The organism is Streptococcus oriscaviae (assembly GCF_018137985.1).
Lineage (GTDB): Bacteria > Bacillota > Bacilli > Lactobacillales > Streptococcaceae > Streptococcus > Streptococcus oriscaviae.
On sequence record NZ_CP073084.1, the window covers coordinates 1,919,175 to 1,936,076 of the forward strand.

General features: G+C 45.5%; 18 protein-coding genes. 9 read left to right on the plus strand and 9 right to left on the minus strand.

What is annotated here, in order from left to right; all coding sequences use genetic code 11:
• Window positions 1–13: 13 nt before the first annotated feature.
• From INT76_RS09630 to INT76_RS09645, 4 genes are all read right to left on the minus strand, one after another.
• Window positions 14–1,351 carry an MATE family efflux transporter gene (locus INT76_RS09630; protein WP_212570266.1) on the minus strand — a complete coding sequence of 446 codons (1,338 nt, stop codon included), beginning with the start codon at window positions 1,349–1,351 and terminating at the stop codon, window positions 14–16.
• A 102-nt stretch (window positions 1,352–1,453) separates the two neighbouring features.
• Window positions 1,454–2,122, minus strand: coding sequence for a potassium channel family protein (locus tag INT76_RS09635; RefSeq protein ID WP_212570268.1), 669 nt, complete (start codon window positions 2,120–2,122; stop codon window positions 1,454–1,456).
• An 11-nt stretch (window positions 2,123–2,133) separates the two neighbouring features.
• Window positions 2,134–3,483 (minus strand): TrkH family potassium uptake protein, encoded by a 1,350-nt coding sequence (locus tag INT76_RS09640; RefSeq protein ID WP_212570270.1) that lies wholly within the window; start codon window positions 3,481–3,483, stop codon window positions 2,134–2,136.
• Between the two features lie 144 nt (window positions 3,484–3,627).
• Window positions 3,628–4,173: a Gx transporter family protein gene (locus INT76_RS09645; RefSeq protein ID WP_212570272.1), complete on the minus strand. Its 546-nt coding sequence runs from the start codon at window positions 4,171–4,173 to the stop codon at window positions 3,628–3,630.
• A gap of 166 nt (window positions 4,174–4,339) precedes the next feature.
• Here INT76_RS09645 and INT76_RS09650 point away from each other — a divergent pair, with 166 nt between their 5' ends.
• The 5 genes from INT76_RS09650 to INT76_RS09670 all read left to right on the plus strand — a co-directional run bounded on the left by INT76_RS09650 (window position 4,340) and on the right by INT76_RS09670 (window position 9,992).
• Window positions 4,340–6,220 carry an NAD(P)/FAD-dependent oxidoreductase gene (locus tag INT76_RS09650; protein ID WP_212570274.1) on the plus strand — a complete coding sequence of 627 codons (1,881 nt, stop codon included), beginning with the start codon at window positions 4,340–4,342 and terminating at the stop codon, window positions 6,218–6,220.
• 47 nt (window positions 6,221–6,267) lie between these two features.
• Window positions 6,268–7,263, plus strand: coding sequence for a polyprenyl synthetase family protein (locus INT76_RS09655; protein ID WP_212570276.1), 996 nt, complete (start codon window positions 6,268–6,270; stop codon window positions 7,261–7,263).
• A 143-nt stretch (window positions 7,264–7,406) separates the two neighbouring features.
• Entirely contained in the window at window positions 7,407–7,886 is a 480-nt protein-coding gene (locus tag INT76_RS09660; protein ID WP_212570278.1) for an FMN-binding protein, read from the plus strand.
• 107 nt (window positions 7,887–7,993) lie between these two features.
• Window positions 7,994–9,052, plus strand: coding sequence for an FAD:protein FMN transferase (locus tag INT76_RS09665; protein WP_212573060.1), 1,059 nt, complete (start codon window positions 7,994–7,996; stop codon window positions 9,050–9,052).
• Window positions 9,015–9,992: a 1,4-dihydroxy-2-naphthoate polyprenyltransferase gene (locus INT76_RS09670; RefSeq protein WP_212570281.1), complete on the plus strand. Its 978-nt coding sequence runs from the start codon at window positions 9,015–9,017 to the stop codon at window positions 9,990–9,992. Before INT76_RS09665 ends, INT76_RS09670 begins: the two co-directional genes overlap by 38 nt.
• Window positions 9,993–10,028: 36 nt before the next feature.
• Here INT76_RS09670 and INT76_RS09675 read toward each other — a convergent pair whose 3' ends face one another.
• The 5 genes from INT76_RS09675 to INT76_RS09695 all read right to left on the minus strand — a co-directional run bounded on the left by INT76_RS09675 (window position 10,029) and on the right by INT76_RS09695 (window position 11,982).
• Entirely contained in the window at window positions 10,029–10,448 is a 420-nt protein-coding gene (locus INT76_RS09675) for a NusG domain II-containing protein (protein WP_212570283.1), read from the minus strand.
• A 76-nt stretch (window positions 10,449–10,524) separates the two neighbouring features.
• Window positions 10,525–11,034 (minus strand): DUF3278 domain-containing protein, encoded by a 510-nt coding sequence (locus INT76_RS09680; RefSeq protein WP_212570285.1) that lies wholly within the window; start codon window positions 11,032–11,034, stop codon window positions 10,525–10,527.
• Window positions 11,035–11,043: 9 nt separating this feature from the next.
• Entirely contained in the window at window positions 11,044–11,565 is a 522-nt protein-coding gene (locus tag INT76_RS09685) for a DUF3278 domain-containing protein (protein WP_212570287.1), read from the minus strand.
• A 12-nt stretch (window positions 11,566–11,577) separates the two neighbouring features.
• The gene (locus INT76_RS09690; protein WP_212570289.1) at window positions 11,578–11,778 is read right to left on the minus strand and encodes a hypothetical protein; all 201 of its coding nucleotides are present in this window, start codon (window positions 11,776–11,778) and stop codon (window positions 11,578–11,580) included.
• A gap of 15 nt (window positions 11,779–11,793) precedes the next feature.
• Entirely contained in the window at window positions 11,794–11,982 is a 189-nt protein-coding gene (locus INT76_RS09695; RefSeq protein WP_212570291.1) for a helix-turn-helix transcriptional regulator, read from the minus strand.
• Window positions 11,983–12,187: 205 nt separating this feature from the next.
• Here INT76_RS09695 and rsmH point away from each other — a divergent pair, with 205 nt between their 5' ends.
• Genes rsmH through mraY form a run of 4 tightly spaced genes read left to right on the plus strand, consistent with a single transcriptional unit; the run spans window position 12,188 to window position 16,721 of the window.
• Entirely contained in the window at window positions 12,188–13,138 is a 951-nt protein-coding gene (rsmH, locus tag INT76_RS09700) for a 16S rRNA (cytosine(1402)-N(4))-methyltransferase RsmH (protein ID WP_212570293.1), read from the plus strand.
• Window positions 13,139–13,148: 10 nt separating this feature from the next.
• On the plus strand, window positions 13,149–13,472 hold the full coding sequence (ftsL, locus tag INT76_RS09705; RefSeq protein WP_212570295.1) for a cell division protein FtsL: 324 nt from the start codon (window positions 13,149–13,151) through the stop codon (window positions 13,470–13,472).
• Window positions 13,472–15,721: a penicillin-binding protein PBP2X gene (gene pbp2x / locus INT76_RS09710; RefSeq protein ID WP_212570297.1), complete on the plus strand. Its 2,250-nt coding sequence runs from the start codon at window positions 13,472–13,474 to the stop codon at window positions 15,719–15,721. Before ftsL ends, pbp2x begins: the two co-directional genes overlap by 1 nt.
• Window position 15,722: 1 nt before the next feature.
• On the plus strand, window positions 15,723–16,721 hold the full coding sequence (gene mraY / locus INT76_RS09715) for a phospho-N-acetylmuramoyl-pentapeptide-transferase (RefSeq protein ID WP_212570299.1): 999 nt from the start codon (window positions 15,723–15,725) through the stop codon (window positions 16,719–16,721).
• Window positions 16,722–16,902 lie beyond the last annotated feature (181 nt).

The window sequence follows — 16,902 nt, forward strand, 5'->3', positions numbered from 1 at the left end:
GTTTTTCTGCTAATTAAATATCTTCCCCGTTTTTTAACTTGTTGGTAAAAATGATGCTGCTAGGAATTAGAACTAGGACGCTCCCTATCCAGGCTGCAGGGTTTGCGGCAGCTACTCCATAGAAACCAAAATACATCATGCCTAGAATGGCTACGCTAGCACGCATAATCAATTCCCCAAAACCAGCCAGCGTTGGAATAAATCCTTTTCCTAAGCCTTGGATAAAACTCCGCAGGACAAAAAGGGCAGCAACAATCCAGTAACAGGAACCGTTGATAACGTAGTAAATCAGAGCCAAATCCAGTACTTCCTGATTGGCATTGGCTAGAAATAGGCCTGAGAAGAAGCGGTTCCCCAAGATGAGAAGGACAGCAAAGACCACCGACCAAGCAAGGCTAAGAAGGAGGGTCTTTTTTAGTCCCTCTAAGATGCGGTCATAGAGTTTAGCGCCATAATTTTGCGCAGTGAAGGTAGCAATGGCCAGTCCCAGGTTGACCATTGGCAGCATTGCCAACTGGTCGGTTCGAAGGGCGATAGACTGGGCAGCAATAGCATCCGTTCCCAGTTGGTTAATCATGACTTGGAAGGTCAGAGCCCCAATGGCTATGATGCTGGCCTGAAAGCCCATGGGAAAACCAAGCTGGGCATGCTTTTTTAAATTTTCCTTGTCCAGACGAAGGTCGGCCCAGCTGATATGGTAATGGGGAACCTTGCGGTGGATGTAAACGACGAGATAGAGAACCGAAAAGGCTTGGGCAGTAATGGTCGCAAAACCAGCTCCAAATACACCCCATCCCATGGTGAGGATAAAGAAAAAGTCCAATCCAATGTTGATAAAACAGGCAATGACCAGAGCGATGAGCGGTGTGACAGAATTTCCTAAGCTACGGATAGCACTAGAAAGGTAGTTGTAAAAAACGGTGAAGGTCAGTCCACCAAACATAGCTGTTAGAAAGGCTTGAGAGTGGTCAATGATAGCAGGAGGTGTCTGCATAATTTCTAAAATAGGCCTAAGAAACACCAAGGATAGGATGGTCAGGACTAGGCTGATTGCGGCAGCATAAAAGAGTCCGTGGACGAAGGATTTTTTCAGTCCCTCCAAGTCTTCTGCTCCGAAGCGCTGGGCTGCCACAATAGCGAGTCCATTGGTTAAACCTTGAGCGAAACCGATAATCAAAAACACCAGACTGGCGGTTGAGCCGACACTGGCAAAGGCTGTTTTTCCAAGAGTGTGCCCTACAATCATGCTGTCTGCAAAATTATAGGCTAGCTGGAAGAAAGAGCCCAGTAAAAGCGGAAGGGCAAAGCGGAGAATCACGCTAATGGGCTTGCCCTTGGTTAAGTCATTCATAGAATCTCCTTGTAATATGGTTGTCGAGTGAGCTAAAAACTAGAAAAGCAATCGATATGGACATGGGAAAACCTACCGAGGCTAGCCAAGGCAGGTCTGAAACTACATTTTATTGGTGTACTCTTCAAAGTGGTCCACGGTATTGTTGTCCGCGACAGCCATGATGAGCTCATCTTCGTTAAATACATAGTCAGGAGTGAACTGGATATTGAGTTCTTTACTGTGTTTGCTGCGGTAGCCGATGATGTTCATCTTGTAGTTTTGGCGGAGCTTGAGCTGGGCTAGGCTCTTGCCAATCCATTTTGCTGGCGGATGAAATTCGATGAGGCTGACATTGCCTTCTAGCTCAATCAAGTCTGTCGTATCTCTGTGCAAGATATGCTTGGCCAGAGAAATACCTGTTTCTCGCTCTGGAGAGATAACCTTGTCAGCCCCAATTTTGAGGAGGACTTCCTTAGCAGTCTTGCTTTTCACCTTGGCGATGACCTTAGGTATTCCCAGAGCCTTGCAGTGAAGAACTGCCAAGACACTTGACTCTAAGTTGCGGCCAGTTGCGACGACAACAGTATCACAGTTGTCAATCCCTGCAGCTCGCAGAAGATCTTTGTCTGTAATGTCGCCCACGATACCGCGAGTAAGAAATGACTCAAGCTGGTTAATCTGACTTTCATGGTTATCGACTGCAATAATGCTGCAATCATATTTGTGAAGGGTCTTTGCGATGGTGGTTCCAAAAACCCCAAGACCCAAAATTCCAATAGCTGATGACATAGTTTCTCCTTTTAAACAAGCATGGATGATTTTGAATAGTGTAGAGTTTCCTTCTTGGACGGTTTCCGCGTAGAAAGGCTGATAAGGAAAGACATGGGCCCGATCCGTCCGAAGAACATAAGAGCCATGATAATCAGTTGTCCCGCCTGTGTCAGACTTGGTGTTAGGTTGGCAGTTACCCCGACAGTTGCCAGAGCGGACATTACCTCAAAACTGAGGTAAATCAAGGGCTGTTTAGCATCTGTCACGCTGATGGCCAAAAGGCCCAACAAGAAGACAGAGATAAAGACACTGAAGGTCGCAAAAGCCTTACGGATGGTCAGGTTATCAATCGTGCGATACTTGAAATTGGTATGGGGGAGTCCCATAATCTCACTTCTAGCATAGAGAATGAGGGTCAAAAAGGCTGTTATTTTGACACCCCCTGCCGTTCCGCCTGGGGCTCCACCCAGCATCATTTGAAAGATGTAAAGCAAGAGGGTGATGGGATTGGCCTTGGTGTAGTCAATGGTGGCAAAGCCTGCCGTCCGCATGGTAACAGTCTGGAAGAAGCTGGCCAAAACCTTGTTGCCAAAAGAAAGATGTCCGATGGTGGCAGGGTTATTGTATTCAGTAATAAGAGTCAGCAAGGTTCCTAAACTAAGGATAGTCAGAGTCAGCCCCAGTACTACTCGGGTGTGGAAGCGAAGTTTACGAAAACTGCCTTTCTTGCGAATCTGGGTTTGAAAGTCGAACCAGACAGAAAAGCCCAAACCTCCCATGATAATGAGAGCAGCTAGAGTCAGGTTAATGAGGGGATTGTCAATATAGCGCAACAAGCTAGTTGAACCGAAGTTGTCAAACCCTGCATTACAAAAGGCAGAAACTGCTACAAAGGCCGATGTAAATAACCCTTTGGACCAACCAAATTCGGGAACGAAATGAAAGGATAACAGCAAGGCTCCCAGAGCCTCTGCCCCAAAGGTAAAGGCAAAGACCGACTTGGTAAATCGTCTGAAGTGTTTGGTATCCGTTCGGTTGAGACTTTCTTGCAAGGTGGTCATGTTGACAAAACTAATCTTTCGCCCACCCCGCAAGGCAAATAGCCCAATGAAGCTAATCAGACTCAAACCACCGATTTGGATGAGCAGCATGCAGATAATCTGACCGAAAGTTGTGTAGGTTTCTGATACCGGCACCGTAAAGAGCCCGGTTACACAGACCATAGAAACTGTCGTAAAAAGGTTGTCCCAGTATGTTGCTGATGAAGTGGGAAGCTGGGAGATAGGCAGGTGCAGCAAGAGTGAACCTGTCAGAATGACTCCTAAGAAACTCACCACAATCCGCTGGCTGGGTGTTAAGCGAATCTTAAAAAAAGACATAATAACCCTTCTTATATATAAATAGGAAATATATGATATTGTAGCACAAAATGCTGAAAAAGAAAGGAAAAAAGGCCCCTGACGCAAAAAATTCTCTTCTTTCAACCAGATGTTACATAAAAAAACGGCCCTGAGGCCGTTTGCTTATTTCCACTCAGCGAGAATTTCTCGATTGTAGTGGCGGAGAATGGGGATTTTTTTGAGGAGGAAGTTTCCGGTCAAACCGACCAGAAAACCCGATAGAATACCGCTAACAGAGAGGATAGGCAGGTAGTTGAGAACGAGAAGGGATTGGGCAATGCTTGCAAAGACGAGAAGTTGCCCCATATTGTGCATCATGCCACCCAAAATGGAGATGCCAATAGCACTGACCCGCTTTGGACCGAGTTGTTTGGCTGCCAGCATGGTAAGGTAGCTGAGGGTGACTCCAGAAAGTCCATACAAAAAAGTAGAAAAAGTACCACCTAAGAGAGTCGAGATAAGCAGGCGGATAGCGACGACTTTCAGGCTGTCTTTGGCAGGCAGGGTAAAGATAGCGATGAGGGTAATTAGATTGCCCAGCCCCAATTTTGCACCTGGTGCAAACGAAAAGGGGGTAGGAATGATGCGTTCAATTAAGGAAATGACAACAGCTTGTGCTGCCAACATGGTGATAAACAGTAAGGTTTGATGTTTGGATTGATGTGGCATGGCAAGCACCTTTTTTCTTTATATAGCCATACTACCTGTTTTGAGAAAGATATGCAAGTGTTTTTTGTTTTGATATTACTAATTAAAGAAAACTCCTTGTCTGACAGTGGATATTGGTGTATAATGTAAATATAAAAAATCGGTGAAAGCAAGAGGAGGAACGCTTGTGACAAAACATATTGTAATAGTTGGCGCGGGCTATGCAGGAATTGCTGCGGCTCGCTTACTCGGGAAAACCTTTAAGAAACAGGACGATGTAACGGTTACCTTAATTGATAAGAACTCCTTCCATACTTATATGACGGAGCTTCACGAGGTAGCGGCAGGACGTGTTGAGGCCAATGCCATCAAATACGACCTTCAGCGGATTTTTAAAAAATACCCTAAGGTTCGTCTGGTTACAGACAAAGTATTAGAAATTGACTATGAGCAAAAGCAGGTGATTGCAGAGCACCAAAAACTGCCTTTTGATTACTTGCTACTGGCCATGGGTGGAGAGGCCAATGATTTTGGCGTCAAGGGTGTGAAGGAACACGGTTTTACCCTCTGGTCTATTGAAGCAGCAGAGAGGCTGCATGACCATATTATTGATGCTTGTTACCGTGCTATGCGAGAGCATGATGAAGAAAAACGATGTGCTCTGCTGACCTTTACCGTGATTGGAGCTGGTTTTACAGGGATTGAGATGATCGGTGAGCTGATTGACTGGGTTCCTGTTTTGGCAAGAGAATTTAAGCTAGACCCAGACGAATTTTCTCTCAAGGTTGTTGAGGCGACACCGCAGATTTTAGCCATGGTCACTGAGAAGGAGCAGGTTAAGGCTCGGAAATATCTAGAGAAAAAAGGGGTAGAGCTAATCTTGGCAGATGGCGTTGCCAGTGTCGAAGAAGCGAGCCTGACCTTGAGTTCTGGTCGCATCATTCCGACCTATACCTCTATCTGGACTGCCGGCGTTCAAGCCAATAGTGATGCGGCTGATTTTGGCATTGAAACGGGTCGTGCCCAGCGCTTGGTAGCCAACGAGTACATGGAAGCCAAGGGCAAGGAGCAGGTCTATGTGGCAGGTGATTTGGTCTACTATGAAGACCCGAACCAGGACGGAAAACCAACACCTCAAATCGTGCAGGCCGCGGAGCAAACCGGTCATACGGCTGCCCAAAACATCATTGCGGCCATTACTGGCGGCAAAAAGCATAGCTTTAAAGGCAAATACGATGGCTTCATGGTGTCGATTGGTTCCAAGTATGGAGTAGCCTTTTTGATGGACAAATACCATCTGTCAGGCTTCATGGCAATGGCTGTCAAACATATGGTTAATCTTCTCTACTTCTTCACCATTCGCAGCTTCTTCTATATGGGTGCCTATGTTCGTCACGAATTTTTTGACATTAAGAACAAACGAAATATCTTTGGCGGCCATACATCAGGCAAAGGCAATCTACTCTGGTCGGTACCGCTTCGAGTCTTCTATGGTTCAGTTTGGCTTTACGAGGGGATTAAAAAGGCCTTTGGTCTGTTTGGAACGACCTCTTGGCTGGGAGATGATGTTGTCTTTCCATTTGAGTGGTTGGCAGATCCTGTTAGTGGGGCTTCTGCAGCAGAGGCTACTTCTAGTGCCTCTCAGGCGGTAACAGAGGTGGCAGAGCCTATCTTTGGTCTAAGCTATGCCTACGGAGAGCAGCCGATGACAGTCTTAAGTGAGATGCCTGACTGGTTTGAAGCCATTATGCAGTTTATCATGCCGAATCAGGATGTTGCTCTCTTTATGCAAAAATTTATGACCATTGCTGAAATTGCTATCGGTCTAGCCCTTATCGTCGGTGCCTTTGTCTGGATTGTCAGCGCGGCAACAGTGGCTCTGGTAGCTATGTTCAGTCTGTCAGGTATGTTCTACTGGGTGAATATCTGGTTTGTTCCAGTTGCAATTGCTTTGATGAACGGTGCAGGACGCAGCTTTGGTTTGGACTACTGGATCATGCCATGGCTAGGCCGTTTCCTTGATAAGAAGGTATACGGTAGGCCGCGACACATTTATGGTCAGAAGTAAAAAATTAGGAAAAAACTAGGGTAGCCTAGTCAGAGAAGGAAGATGAAATGGTACATAGGATTTGGGAAGCCTATCCAGAAGTAAAGGTACACTTGGAAAAGGTCAAAGAATTGATGAAGGCTGAGATGCCTCTCTTGCATCCTGCTGTCCATGAAAAAATCCGTCAGTATATGGATGCTCCTGGAAAGTACATCCGGTCCGGACTCTGCCTGATGATGTCTAACATGGTGGAAGGACAAATTAGTCCGGCCAAGTGCTATTTTGCAGCTGCTATTGAAGTTCTTCATCTAGCTACCTTGATTCACGATGATGTTATTGATGAGGCGGACAGCCGCAGGGGCATCCTTGCTGCCCACAAACAATTTTCCAACCGCATTGCTATCTACGCAGGTGATTATCTCCTTGTTTACGCTGGGAGGTTGGCCAGTAAGGGCCTTCGGCAACTCGGAGCCACTGAAGAGGATATGGATGGGGTCAAAGAAGGTGTTTTGGAGCGCATACTGGTCGGAGAGCTTTCTCAACTCATGAACCAATACAATTCCCAGATGACCATGAAGGCCTATTTGAAGCAAATCCAAGGGAAAACAGCCCTTCTCTTTGGTTTGGCCTGTCAAGTCGGAGCCTTTACCGTAGGCGGCGACAAGAAAATCCACCAAGAAGCCTTCAGGGCTGGTCAAGCCATAGGGATGGCCTTCCAGCTACGAGATGATTTGATTGATTACAGGCTGACACCTGATCAGTCCGGCAAACCAGCCCATCAAGATCTACAAAATGGTATCTATACAGCCCCTCTTCTCTTGGCTCTACGCACGGATAAGGGATTGAGAGATGCGCTTCAACAATTGGAAAAACATCCTGCGGATCCGGAGCTGGCCCAGCTCATTCTGGAAAGGGTCTGTCAGACATCAGCCCTTGAAGAAACAGAAACTCTCATCGCTGCCTATCTAAATAGAATGGAAACCCACCTCTTCAGAATGATTCAGCCAGAAGTAAGTCAAAACTTGACGGAGCTTATCAAAGGAGTCATGGGAAGCTACTATTAGTTCACCTTATAGATATGTTGATTTCTTCACTTTTTTTCTTGAAAAACTGGACAAATGCTGAAAAATGAGGTATCATTAAGTAGTAAGAAAACGGTTTAACAAACAAAAAATAAAATAAAATCAAAAAAAGGAGTTTCATGGGAATGAAAACAAAAAAATTATTACTTAAAGGTTTAGTCCTTTTCGGTGCAACAGTAGCCTTGGCTGCTTGTGGTTCATCAAGTACAACGAGTAGCTCAAGCTCAAGTTCAACTGCCACAGCAACATGGCAAGACGGAACCTATACCGCTGAATCAGGTGTAGATGACTACGGCTACAAGATTGTTCACAGCATTACCATCAAGGATGGCAAGATTACAGAGTCAACCTTTGACTATGCAGACAAGGATGGCGGACTCAAATCTGAAAATGCAGAGTACAATACGAGCATGAAGGAAAAAGCTGGTGTTTCTGCTAAAGAAGCTATTGACCAGCTGAATGCCGAGTTGGTGGAAACTCAAGCACTTTCAGACGTGGATGTCGTAACAGGGGCAACCCATACATCTGAAGACTTTAAGAAGAGTACGGAAGCTCTGCTTGCTGCAGCTGAAAAAGGGGACACAGCCCTGATTACATTGAAATAATCACATGATGAATTGATTCAAGGAAGGTATGAGGCTGGGACGGATTGTCCTAGCCTTTGCCCTTTTCTTTTTTGGAAGGAGAATCAGTGAAAAATAGGATAAAACAGATGGTCTGGTGGTGTTTCTTGCTTTTAGGGCTTGCTTTGATTCTACCAGCCTGCCAACCCCAGGCATCTCACTCAGAAAGTCTGACAATCGTTAAAAAGCCCTTGACTCGTAGCGAAAATCTGCTCCATACGGTGGTGCAGTTGAGCATTTACCATGATGGTCAAGAGGAAGTGATGGAAGAAGCCATCGCCTATGTGAAAGAGATGGAGGCCTTGCTTTCTACCAATCTGGAAGGCTCAGATATTTATCGCATCAATCAGGCAGCAGGAAAAGAGGCTGTTTCCGTAGATCCTCGTACGATAGATGTAATCAAGGAGGCTTTGGCTGTAAGCCAGTTGAGCCAAGGAAGGTTTGATATTTCTATCGGAGCCGTCAGCAATCTTTGGAAGATCGGTTCGGAGGATGCCCGCAAACCGAGTGATACAGAAATTCAAGCAGCTCTTCCTTTCATCAACTATCAGGATATTACCCTAGACGAAGCCAAGCAGACCGTTGCTATAAAAGCCGGCATGACTCTGGAGTTGGGGGCCATTTCCAAGGGCTATATCGCAGACAAGCTACAAGAGCTTTTTGCAAGTAAAGGCATCACAACAGCTATCATCAATCTAGGAGGTAATGTGGTGGTCATGGGCACTTCGCCTACCAATGAAGAAGGTTGGAATGTAGGTGTCCAAGATCCTGATGAAGTTCGTGGAACGACTGTCGGGTCGGTTCGTGTAACAGATGGCTCGATTGTTACATCAGGGATTTATGAGCGTTACTTGGAAGTAGACGGTGTTCGCTACCACCATATTTTGGATCCGTCAACGGGTTATCCAGTGGAAAATAGCATTTCAGGCGTTACGGTCTTTTCTAAAACGTCCGTTCAGGGAGATGGTCTGTCAACTACCCTATTCTTGTTAGGGTTGGAAGACGGCTTGGCCTTTGTGAATCAGTTGGATGGTGTAGAGGCTGTCTTTATTGATAAAGACGCCGGCGTTCATCTGAGCGATGGTTTGAAAGACCGCTTTGAACTGAGCAATGAGGAGTATCATCTTGTTGAAAACCAAACAGAATAAGGGCTTTAGCCTTCCAGTTTTTTTAGAATTTGTTGAAATCAAGACCAAGGTTGCCAGTTTTTTTCCTATGATGATTGGTATCTTGTGGTCGCTTTACCGTTACCAAAAGATTGATTGGCTCTCAACCAGTCTCTTTGCTTTGGCAGTCCTTAGTTTTGATATGTGTACGACGGCTATCAACAATACGATGGACTACTATAAGGCTCACGACATGACCTATCGTGAAACAGCAAACGTCGTAGGCAAGTACCAGCTGAAAGCCAAAAGAGTGGTTGAAATCATTGTTGGCTTGCTCTTGTTTTCTATCTTGGTGTCCTTGGGTCTCGTTTGGCAGACAGATTTAGTCCTTTTGCCGATGGGAATTGTCTGTTTCTTAATTGGAATTTTTTATACCTTTGGCCCCTTGCCTCTATCGCGTCTGCCTCTGGGGGAGGTTTTCTCTGGTTTGACTATGGGATTTGGGATTTTCTTCTTGGCTGTTTTTGTGCAAGAACCTGCTTTGTTGGTGACCAGTCAATGGTCGAAGGATATATTTAGCCTGCATCTTGCTTGGAAGCACTGTTTAGAAGTATTGTTTATGAGCCTGCCCTTGGTCTGTCTGATTGCCAATATCATGCTGGCCAACAACATCTGCGATCTGGAGGAAGATTTGCGCAATAAACGCCGCACGTTGGTTTCTTACATTGGTCAAAAAGACTCCTTGCTCCTGTATGCTGCCTTGGCATTTTTTCCTTGGGTATGTTGGCTTCTTTACGGTTTGACGGGCTTTTTGCCGCTTTGGTCTTTGTTGGGTCTTGTCTGTGCCTATCCAGCCTACAAGAGCCTACGTCGCTTTCTCAAAAAACAGATTAAAAGAGAAACCTTTATTGAGGCAGTGAAGAGTTTTGTACTTTACAGCCTGCTTTACAGTCTGACCTTATTGGTCGCACTTTTCTTTTGATAAAAACAACTCCCGCTGTTTAAAGGGGAGTTGTTTTTATAATGGGAGAATCAGCTTATCTTCTTCCTCTTCTTGGTCAGGTGCCTGAATTTCAATCAGCAGGTTGTGAGGGAGACAGACAGAGAGTTGACCCGGTTGGCTAATCCAGCTAGTTTGAACCGCGATTTGGTCGGGACTGTTATCCTCTTTCACACGGATACGGTTGCCATCAATCTCAACGATGTTGTACTGGCCGGGATTGGGATAGTAGGTGATTTCTTGGTGGGGAGTTGTTTCGGATAGTTCAAACTGATCAACGACTTCTCCATTGATTTTGACGAGGGCGATGGGGTTCGCGGCTGTTTCTTCCTGCTGGACACTGGTATAGGTCCATAAGGCAGGCAGAAAAGAGAGCAGCAGTGCCAGGCCGATTAGGATAAAGTCAAAGGGTTTGAATTGCTGTAAAATGGATTTCATAGGTTACTCATACTTTCCTTTATGCTCTATTGTAAAGGAAAAGACTCACTTTGTAAATGCTCCTGTTTGAAGTAGCTTAGCGGTGCTTTTTCGAGCGGTAAAGTGCAGAAAAAATAAACCAAAAGATAATCCCTTGTACCAACATCATCAACAGTCGTTTGGGATTGACCAATTGGGCCAACAGAGAGCCTGCATCAGACCAGTCGCTCGTCAGAACTTGGCTGATAAAGAGAATGCTGGTGCAGAGAATGGTACTGTTTCGCCGAATGTTTGAAACTGGGGCGGCATACTCTTCTATTTCTTGATCAAGACTGGTAACTTGTTTATGAAGACTTTGAACAGTGACATAGATGGCAAAGACTATGGTCAGGATGATGAGGGCAATCGGATAGGCATAGGCCACCAAGTGTGGGTAGTCATGGGAAGCCAAGAGGGCGAAAAGGGAGGAAGGCACTATCAAATACCAGAGATAGATAAAACCCAGCCCTCCAATCTGATTGGCTTCCTCTTGCTTGTATTCATCTAAAGGGCCTATAATGCCGTAGAAGAACTTGATGAACCGACGGAAGAAAGGTTGTTGTTTCATATTTCCTCCTTATTCTGTGTCCAACTGGCGCTTGCGGACGATAAAGTGGCTAAATAGACCAAAGAGGCAGCCGGCAAAGAGGGCGGAGCAGAGCGTTTTGAGGGAGCTAAAGGCCGCAACAGGGGGCAGTTTGTCTAGCCAGATAGCCAAAGCTGCATTCCATAGGTAGAACCAAGAAGCGAAATAGATTCCTGCCCGTAGCCCTGCTCGCTCTACCTGTTTTCTTTCTTTGGCGGACAACTCGTCTGGGTCATAGGAAGCCAGTCCAGCTTGTCGGCCTCTCAACATGATGAAGCCTGACACCACAAAGAAGAAGGCTAGAATGGCCAAAGGAAAGTAGGTGGCCAACAGCTTTGGAGATTTATCTGCGAGCAAGAGAGCAAGCCAGCTGGCTACCAGAAGAAATGGAAGACTAAACATGAAACAGATATTGCCAATGCGATTGGCCTCTCTGCGCTTGTATTCGTCGAGTGGGCCGACAATCCCATAAAAGCGTTTGATGAGTTTGTCTTGAAAGGTTTCCTTTTTCATACGATACTCCTTTTACTTACGACGAAAAATGATTGGCAGGTAAGATACTCCTAGGAAGTAGACAGTTCCAGCAATCAGTACTTTCACCCAGAATTTCGCTTGGTTGATGGTATGCCAGATGTCTGCTCTGCTATTGCCCCAAAGCTGAAAGAGGACAAAGAGGAGGATAAAAATGAGAGTAGAGATAAGGGCTTTGCGTGTATTCTTTTTCATGGTGTTCATTCCTTTCTATTCATTCCAAAAGAGACTGTTGAGATCGGTTTGTAAGGCTTTGGCTAGGTTGATACAAAGGTCTAGCGATGGGTTGTATTTATTGTTTTCAATCATATTGATGGTTTGGCGAGATACGCCGATGGCCTTGGCAAGTTCTAATTGAGACAGGCCTAGTATGAGTCGGTGGTCTTTGACACGGTTCATGTGCCCTCCTTTCTATGTCAACTATATCTGACATATCTGTCTAAAAAAATAGGGGAAGTTTCCCAGTGGGTGTCAATTATATCTGACACCTATTCACATTTTTATTATATACCTCTCTCCTAATCTTGTCAACTATATTTGACATATTTTTTGTAAAAAGTTTGCAACAATGTTTTGATTTAAAATGTGGTACAATAGTTAGGATATGACCAAGGAATTTAATCACACAACTGTCCTCTTGCATGAAACAGTGGACATGTTGGACATCAAGCCAAATGGAATTTATGTAGACGCGACACTGGGTGGGGCAGGTCACAGTGAGTACCTGCTCAGTCAGTTGACCGATGGAGGGCATCTCTATGCCTTTGATCAGGATCAGACGGCCATTGACCATGCCCAACACCGTTTGGCCCCCTATATTGAAAAGGGGCAAGTGACCTTTATCAAGGATAATTTCCGCAATCTGAAACTGCGCTTGGCTGAGCTTGGCGTGACAGAGATTGATGGAATTTGTTACGATTTGGGTGTGTCCAGTCCGCAGCTGGATGAGCGGGAGCGAGGCTTTTCCTATAAGCAGGACGCACCGCTGGATATGCGGATGAACCGTGAGGGAAGCCTCACAGCCTATGATGTGGTCAATACCTATGATTATCAGGATTTGGTACGGATTTTCTTCAAGTACGGAGAAGACAAGTTTTCCAAACAAATTGCCCGTAAGATTGAACAGGCGCGTGCGCTTAAGCCGATTGAAACAACAACTGAGTTGGCAGAGATTATCAAGTCTGCCAAGCCAGCTAAAGAACTCAAGAAAAAAGGCCATCCGGCCAAACAGATTTTTCAGGCTATCCGGATTGAAGTCAATGACGAATTAGGGGCCGCTGATGAATCCATTCAGCAGGCCATTGAGCTGTTGGCCCTAGAGGGTCGAATTTCAGTGATCACCTTTCATTCCTTGGAAGATCGCCTAACCAAGCAACTATTTAAAGAAGCAAGCACCATTCATGTACCAAAGGGGCTGCCCTTCATCCCAGATGACCTAAAGGCACCTTTGGAGTTGGTCAACCGCAAGCCAATTTTGCCGAGCGCAGATGAACTTGTGGCTAATAACCGGGCGCATTCAGCCAAGTTAAGAGTGGCCAAAAAAGTACACAAATAAGGGGAAAGTCATGTTACAAGATAGACGAAGAGACGCTACGATGCGCGTTATTGGCGATAAAATTAAGACCTTCAGCCGAGTGGAGAAGGCTTTCTATGGAAGCATCGTCCTATCTGGTTTGATCTTGGCTATTGGCATCATTTTTATGCAGACCCGTCTTTTACAGATACAATCCCAGATGGCAGATGTCAATCAGGAAATCAATGCCAAGCAAGTTGAAATTGACGATGCCAAGCAGGCGGTCAATGAATTGACCCGCAGCGCTCGTCTTATGGAAATTGCTGAAAAAGCTGGTCTGACCTTTAACAATGACAATATTGGAGTAGCAGAATAATGTCCAGTAAAAAGAATAAGCTTTTGCGGTATGTCTTGAAAAATCGATACATCCCGTCACAAAATCGTCGGAGGGTTGGGCAGAGCCTCATCCTTCTGACGGTTTTCATCTTTTTTGTCTTTTTAATCAACTTTGCCATCATCATCGGTACAGATACCAAGTTTGGAGTTGACTTATCTGAAGGGGCAAAAAATGTTCACCAAAAAGAGGTGACCGTTCAGGCTCGGCGTGGTACCATCTATGACCGAACTGGGGTTCCGATTGCGGAAGATTCTACCACCTACACAGTTTTCGCAATTATTGATAAAAATTACGTTTCAGAACTAAAAGAGATTCTCTATGTTCAGTCCCAACAGTTCAACCAAGTGGCTGAGATTTTCAAGAAGCATTTGGGGATGGAAACGGATTACGTTCTCAAACAGCTGAATCAACCAGAGTTAAATCAGGTGTATTTTGGTACTTTGGGGAAAAATATTTCTTACAGTACCATGACAACCATCCAGCAGGAAATGACAGCAGCAGGGATTAAGGGGATTTCTTTTAATGCCAGTCCAGGTCGGATGTACCCAAATGGCACCTTTGCCTCAATCTTTGTCGGTTTGGCCAACCTCGTCGAAAATGAGGACGGCAGCCATAGCTTAAACGGTGTGAGCGGTATGGAGTATTACCTCAATGACATCTTGGCTGGACAGGATGGCAAAGTGGTGTATGAAAAGGATAGCTATGGTCGGATTTTGCCGGGAACAGAAGATGTTAAGGTAAAGACGGTCGATGGACAAGATGTTTACACCACTCTGTCAGCGGACTTGCAGCGGTCTCTTGAAACCAACATGTCCATCTTCTTCAACAATGCAAGAGGACAGTACGCAAACGCCACTCTCATCTCTGCAAAAACAGGAGAGATTCTTGCGACCACTCAGCGGCCAAGCTATGATTCAGATACCAAGGAAGGCTTGGGAGAAGAAGGTGTCTTGGAGCGCTCTCTCCTTTATCAGGAAGCCTACGAACCGGGTTCGACGATGAAGGTTATGACCGTAGCAACCTCAATTGACAACGGCACCTTCAATGCCAATGCAACCTATACCAATAATGAATATGTTATTGCTGATGCGAAAATCAATGACTGGACCTTGAATGCCGGTGGCTCTGCCGTAACCCTTAACTTCGCGCAAGGCTTCTCCCTCTCCAGTAACGTAGGAATGACCATCCTCCAACAAACGATGGGGGATGAAAAGTGGCTCAATTATATGTCTAAGTTCCGCTTTGGCTACCCAACTCGTTTCGGAATGGGAGGAGAGGCACCTGGCTTGGTTCCTGATGACAACATTGTAACCATTGCCATGTCATCCTTCGGACAGGGAATTTCTGTTACGCAAACTCAGATGTTGCGGGCTTTCTCAGCAATCGGCAATAACGGAGTGATGTTGCAGCCCAAGTTCATATCCGCCCTTTATGATCCCAATACAGACTCTGCTCGCCTATCGCAGCCAGAGGTTATGGGAAAACCTGTTTCTGAAAAAGCGGCTGATCAGACTCTCAAGCTCATGATTGATGTCGGAACGGATCCTTATTTTGGGACTCTTTATTCCCATGACATTGCAGCGCCTGCCATTCAGGTGGAAGGTTATGATGTAGCTGTGAAGTCGGGAACGGCCGAAATCGCGAGTGAAACAGGTGGCGGTTATATCAAGGGAGCTTATATCAACTCTGTGGTAGCCATGGTGCCTGCAGAAGATCCAGAATTTATCATGTATGTGACCATCCGTCAGCCAGAGGTCTTTACCATGCTTTCTTGGCAGGAAATTATCAATCCAACCTTAAAGGAAGCAATGTTGCTCAAGGACAGTCTGAACTTGACGGAACCCGCCCCTGCTCTTAAAGCCATTACAACCGAAACGGAATATAAGATGAAAAACTTGGTCGGCAAGGATCCAGGTACCAGCGCAGAAGAATTGCGCCGCCAACTCGTTCAGCCGGTTATCCTCGGAAATGGCTCAGAAATCGAGAAGGTATCTGTCGAAAAAGGAACCAACCTCATCGCCAACCAGCAAATCCTCCTTCTAACCAGCAATCTGACCGAAATGCCGGATATGTATGGCTGGACCAAGGAAAATGTAGACATCTTTTCAGAATGGACGGGGATTGAGGTGAAGTATAAGAAGGAAGGTTCCAAGGTTATCGCACAAAATGTAAATACCGGCAGCAGCCTCAAAGATACCAAAAAAATCACAGTGACATTAGGAGAATAATATGCTCTTTACCCTAGTATCAGGAATCGTCGCCTTTGTGGCGACGGTTCTCCTGATTCCTCAATTTATAACATTTTATCAAGCCAAACGTATTGAAGGCCAACAGATGCACGAAGATGTAAAACAGCATCAGTTTAAGGCTGGAACTCCCACAATGGGAGGAACCGTCTTTTTGGTCGTTGCGATTGTAGTAACCTTCCTCTTTGCCAGCTACTTTAAAATGCTGACGGGTGGTGTCTTGGCTATTCTTTTTATCCTAGCTCTTTATGGCTTAGTTGGATTTTTGGATGACTTTTTAAAAATCTTCCGCAAGATTAACGAGGGGCTCAATCCCAAACAGAAACTAGCTCTGCAGTTCTTGGGAGGAGTAGTCTTCTACTTTGTTCATGTTCATGGTGCCGGCGGAGGCGAAATCAATCTTTTTGGGCATATCATCAATATTGGAATTTTCTACTTTGCCTTTGTCCTTTTTTGGCTGATTGGTTTTTCCAATGCGGTCAATCTGACAGACGGGATTGATGGACTGGCTTCTATTTCAGTCGTTATCAGCCTGCTGACCTATGCCATCATTGCCTACACAGAACGAAAATATGATATCCTTCTGGTTTGTGTGACCATGATTGGTGGGCTCCTCGGTTTCTTTGTCTTCAACCGGAAACCAGCCAAAATTTTCATGGGAGATGTGGGTAGCCTAGCTCTGGGCGGAATGCTCGCCACCATTTCCATCGCCCTTCGAGTTGAGTGGACTCTGCTTCTTGTAGGTTTGGTCTATGTTCTTGAAACTTCTTCCGTCATGCTGCAGGTCAGCTACTTCAAGTACACCAAGAAGAAGTTTGGTGAAGGCAGAAGAATCTTCCGCATGACCCCCCTCCACCACCACCTAGAGCTGGGTGGCTTGACAGGCAATGGTGCCAAATGGAGCGAGTGGAAGGTAGACTTCTTCCTTTGGGGAATCGGGCTTGTTATGAGTCTATTGACCTTGGCCATTCTTTATCTATAAATGATTAGAAACAAGGGGTTGCCCTTGTTTTTTTGTATTTTTACCTTGACTAAAACCGCTTGGTACCCTCTGGTTAAAAAAGAGCTGGGTGTTATTGAAGCTGAATTTGTCGAAGAGACTTCTTAAAAATACTGAGGACGGGGCATCCGTCCTTTTTGCTTGTCTTTCTGATAAATGCTAT

Bases quoted from the DNA above. Each gene is read 5' to 3' on its own strand.
- INT76_RS09630 (WP_212570266.1), bottom strand. From the start codon at position 1,351: ATGAATGACTTAACCAAGGGCAAGCCCATTAGCGTGATTCTCCGCTTT.
- INT76_RS09635 (WP_212570268.1), bottom strand. From the start codon at position 2,122: ATGTCATCAGCTATTGGAATTTTGGGTCTTGGGGTTTTTGGAACCACC.
- INT76_RS09640 (WP_212570270.1), bottom strand. From the start codon at position 3,483: ATGTCTTTTTTTAAGATTCGCTTAACACCCAGCCAGCGGATTGTGGTG.
- INT76_RS09645 (WP_212570272.1), bottom strand. From the start codon at position 4,173: ATGCCACATCAATCCAAACATCAAACCTTACTGTTTATCACCATGTTG.
- INT76_RS09655 (WP_212570276.1), top strand. From the start codon at position 6,268: ATGGTACATAGGATTTGGGAAGCCTATCCAGAAGTAAAGGTACACTTG.
- INT76_RS09660 (WP_212570278.1), top strand. From the start codon at position 7,407: ATGAAAACAAAAAAATTATTACTTAAAGGTTTAGTCCTTTTCGGTGCA.
- INT76_RS09665 (WP_212573060.1), top strand. From the start codon at position 7,994: ATGGTCTGGTGGTGTTTCTTGCTTTTAGGGCTTGCTTTGATTCTACCA.
- INT76_RS09670 (WP_212570281.1), top strand. From the start codon at position 9,015: ATGAGGAGTATCATCTTGTTGAAAACCAAACAGAATAAGGGCTTTAGC.
- INT76_RS09675 (WP_212570283.1), bottom strand. From the start codon at position 10,448: ATGAAATCCATTTTACAGCAATTCAAACCCTTTGACTTTATCCTAATC.
- INT76_RS09680 (WP_212570285.1), bottom strand. From the start codon at position 11,034: ATGAAACAACAACCTTTCTTCCGTCGGTTCATCAAGTTCTTCTACGGC.
- INT76_RS09685 (WP_212570287.1), bottom strand. From the start codon at position 11,565: ATGAAAAAGGAAACCTTTCAAGACAAACTCATCAAACGCTTTTATGGG.
- INT76_RS09690 (WP_212570289.1), bottom strand. From the start codon at position 11,778: ATGAAAAAGAATACACGCAAAGCCCTTATCTCTACTCTCATTTTTATC.
- INT76_RS09695 (WP_212570291.1), bottom strand. From the start codon at position 11,982: ATGAACCGTGTCAAAGACCACCGACTCATACTAGGCCTGTCTCAATTA.
- rsmH (WP_212570293.1), top strand. From the start codon at position 12,188: ATGACCAAGGAATTTAATCACACAACTGTCCTCTTGCATGAAACAGTG.
- ftsL (WP_212570295.1), top strand. From the start codon at position 13,149: ATGTTACAAGATAGACGAAGAGACGCTACGATGCGCGTTATTGGCGAT.
- pbp2x (WP_212570297.1), top strand. From the start codon at position 13,472: ATGTCCAGTAAAAAGAATAAGCTTTTGCGGTATGTCTTGAAAAATCGA.
- mraY (WP_212570299.1), top strand. From the start codon at position 15,723: ATGCTCTTTACCCTAGTATCAGGAATCGTCGCCTTTGTGGCGACGGTT.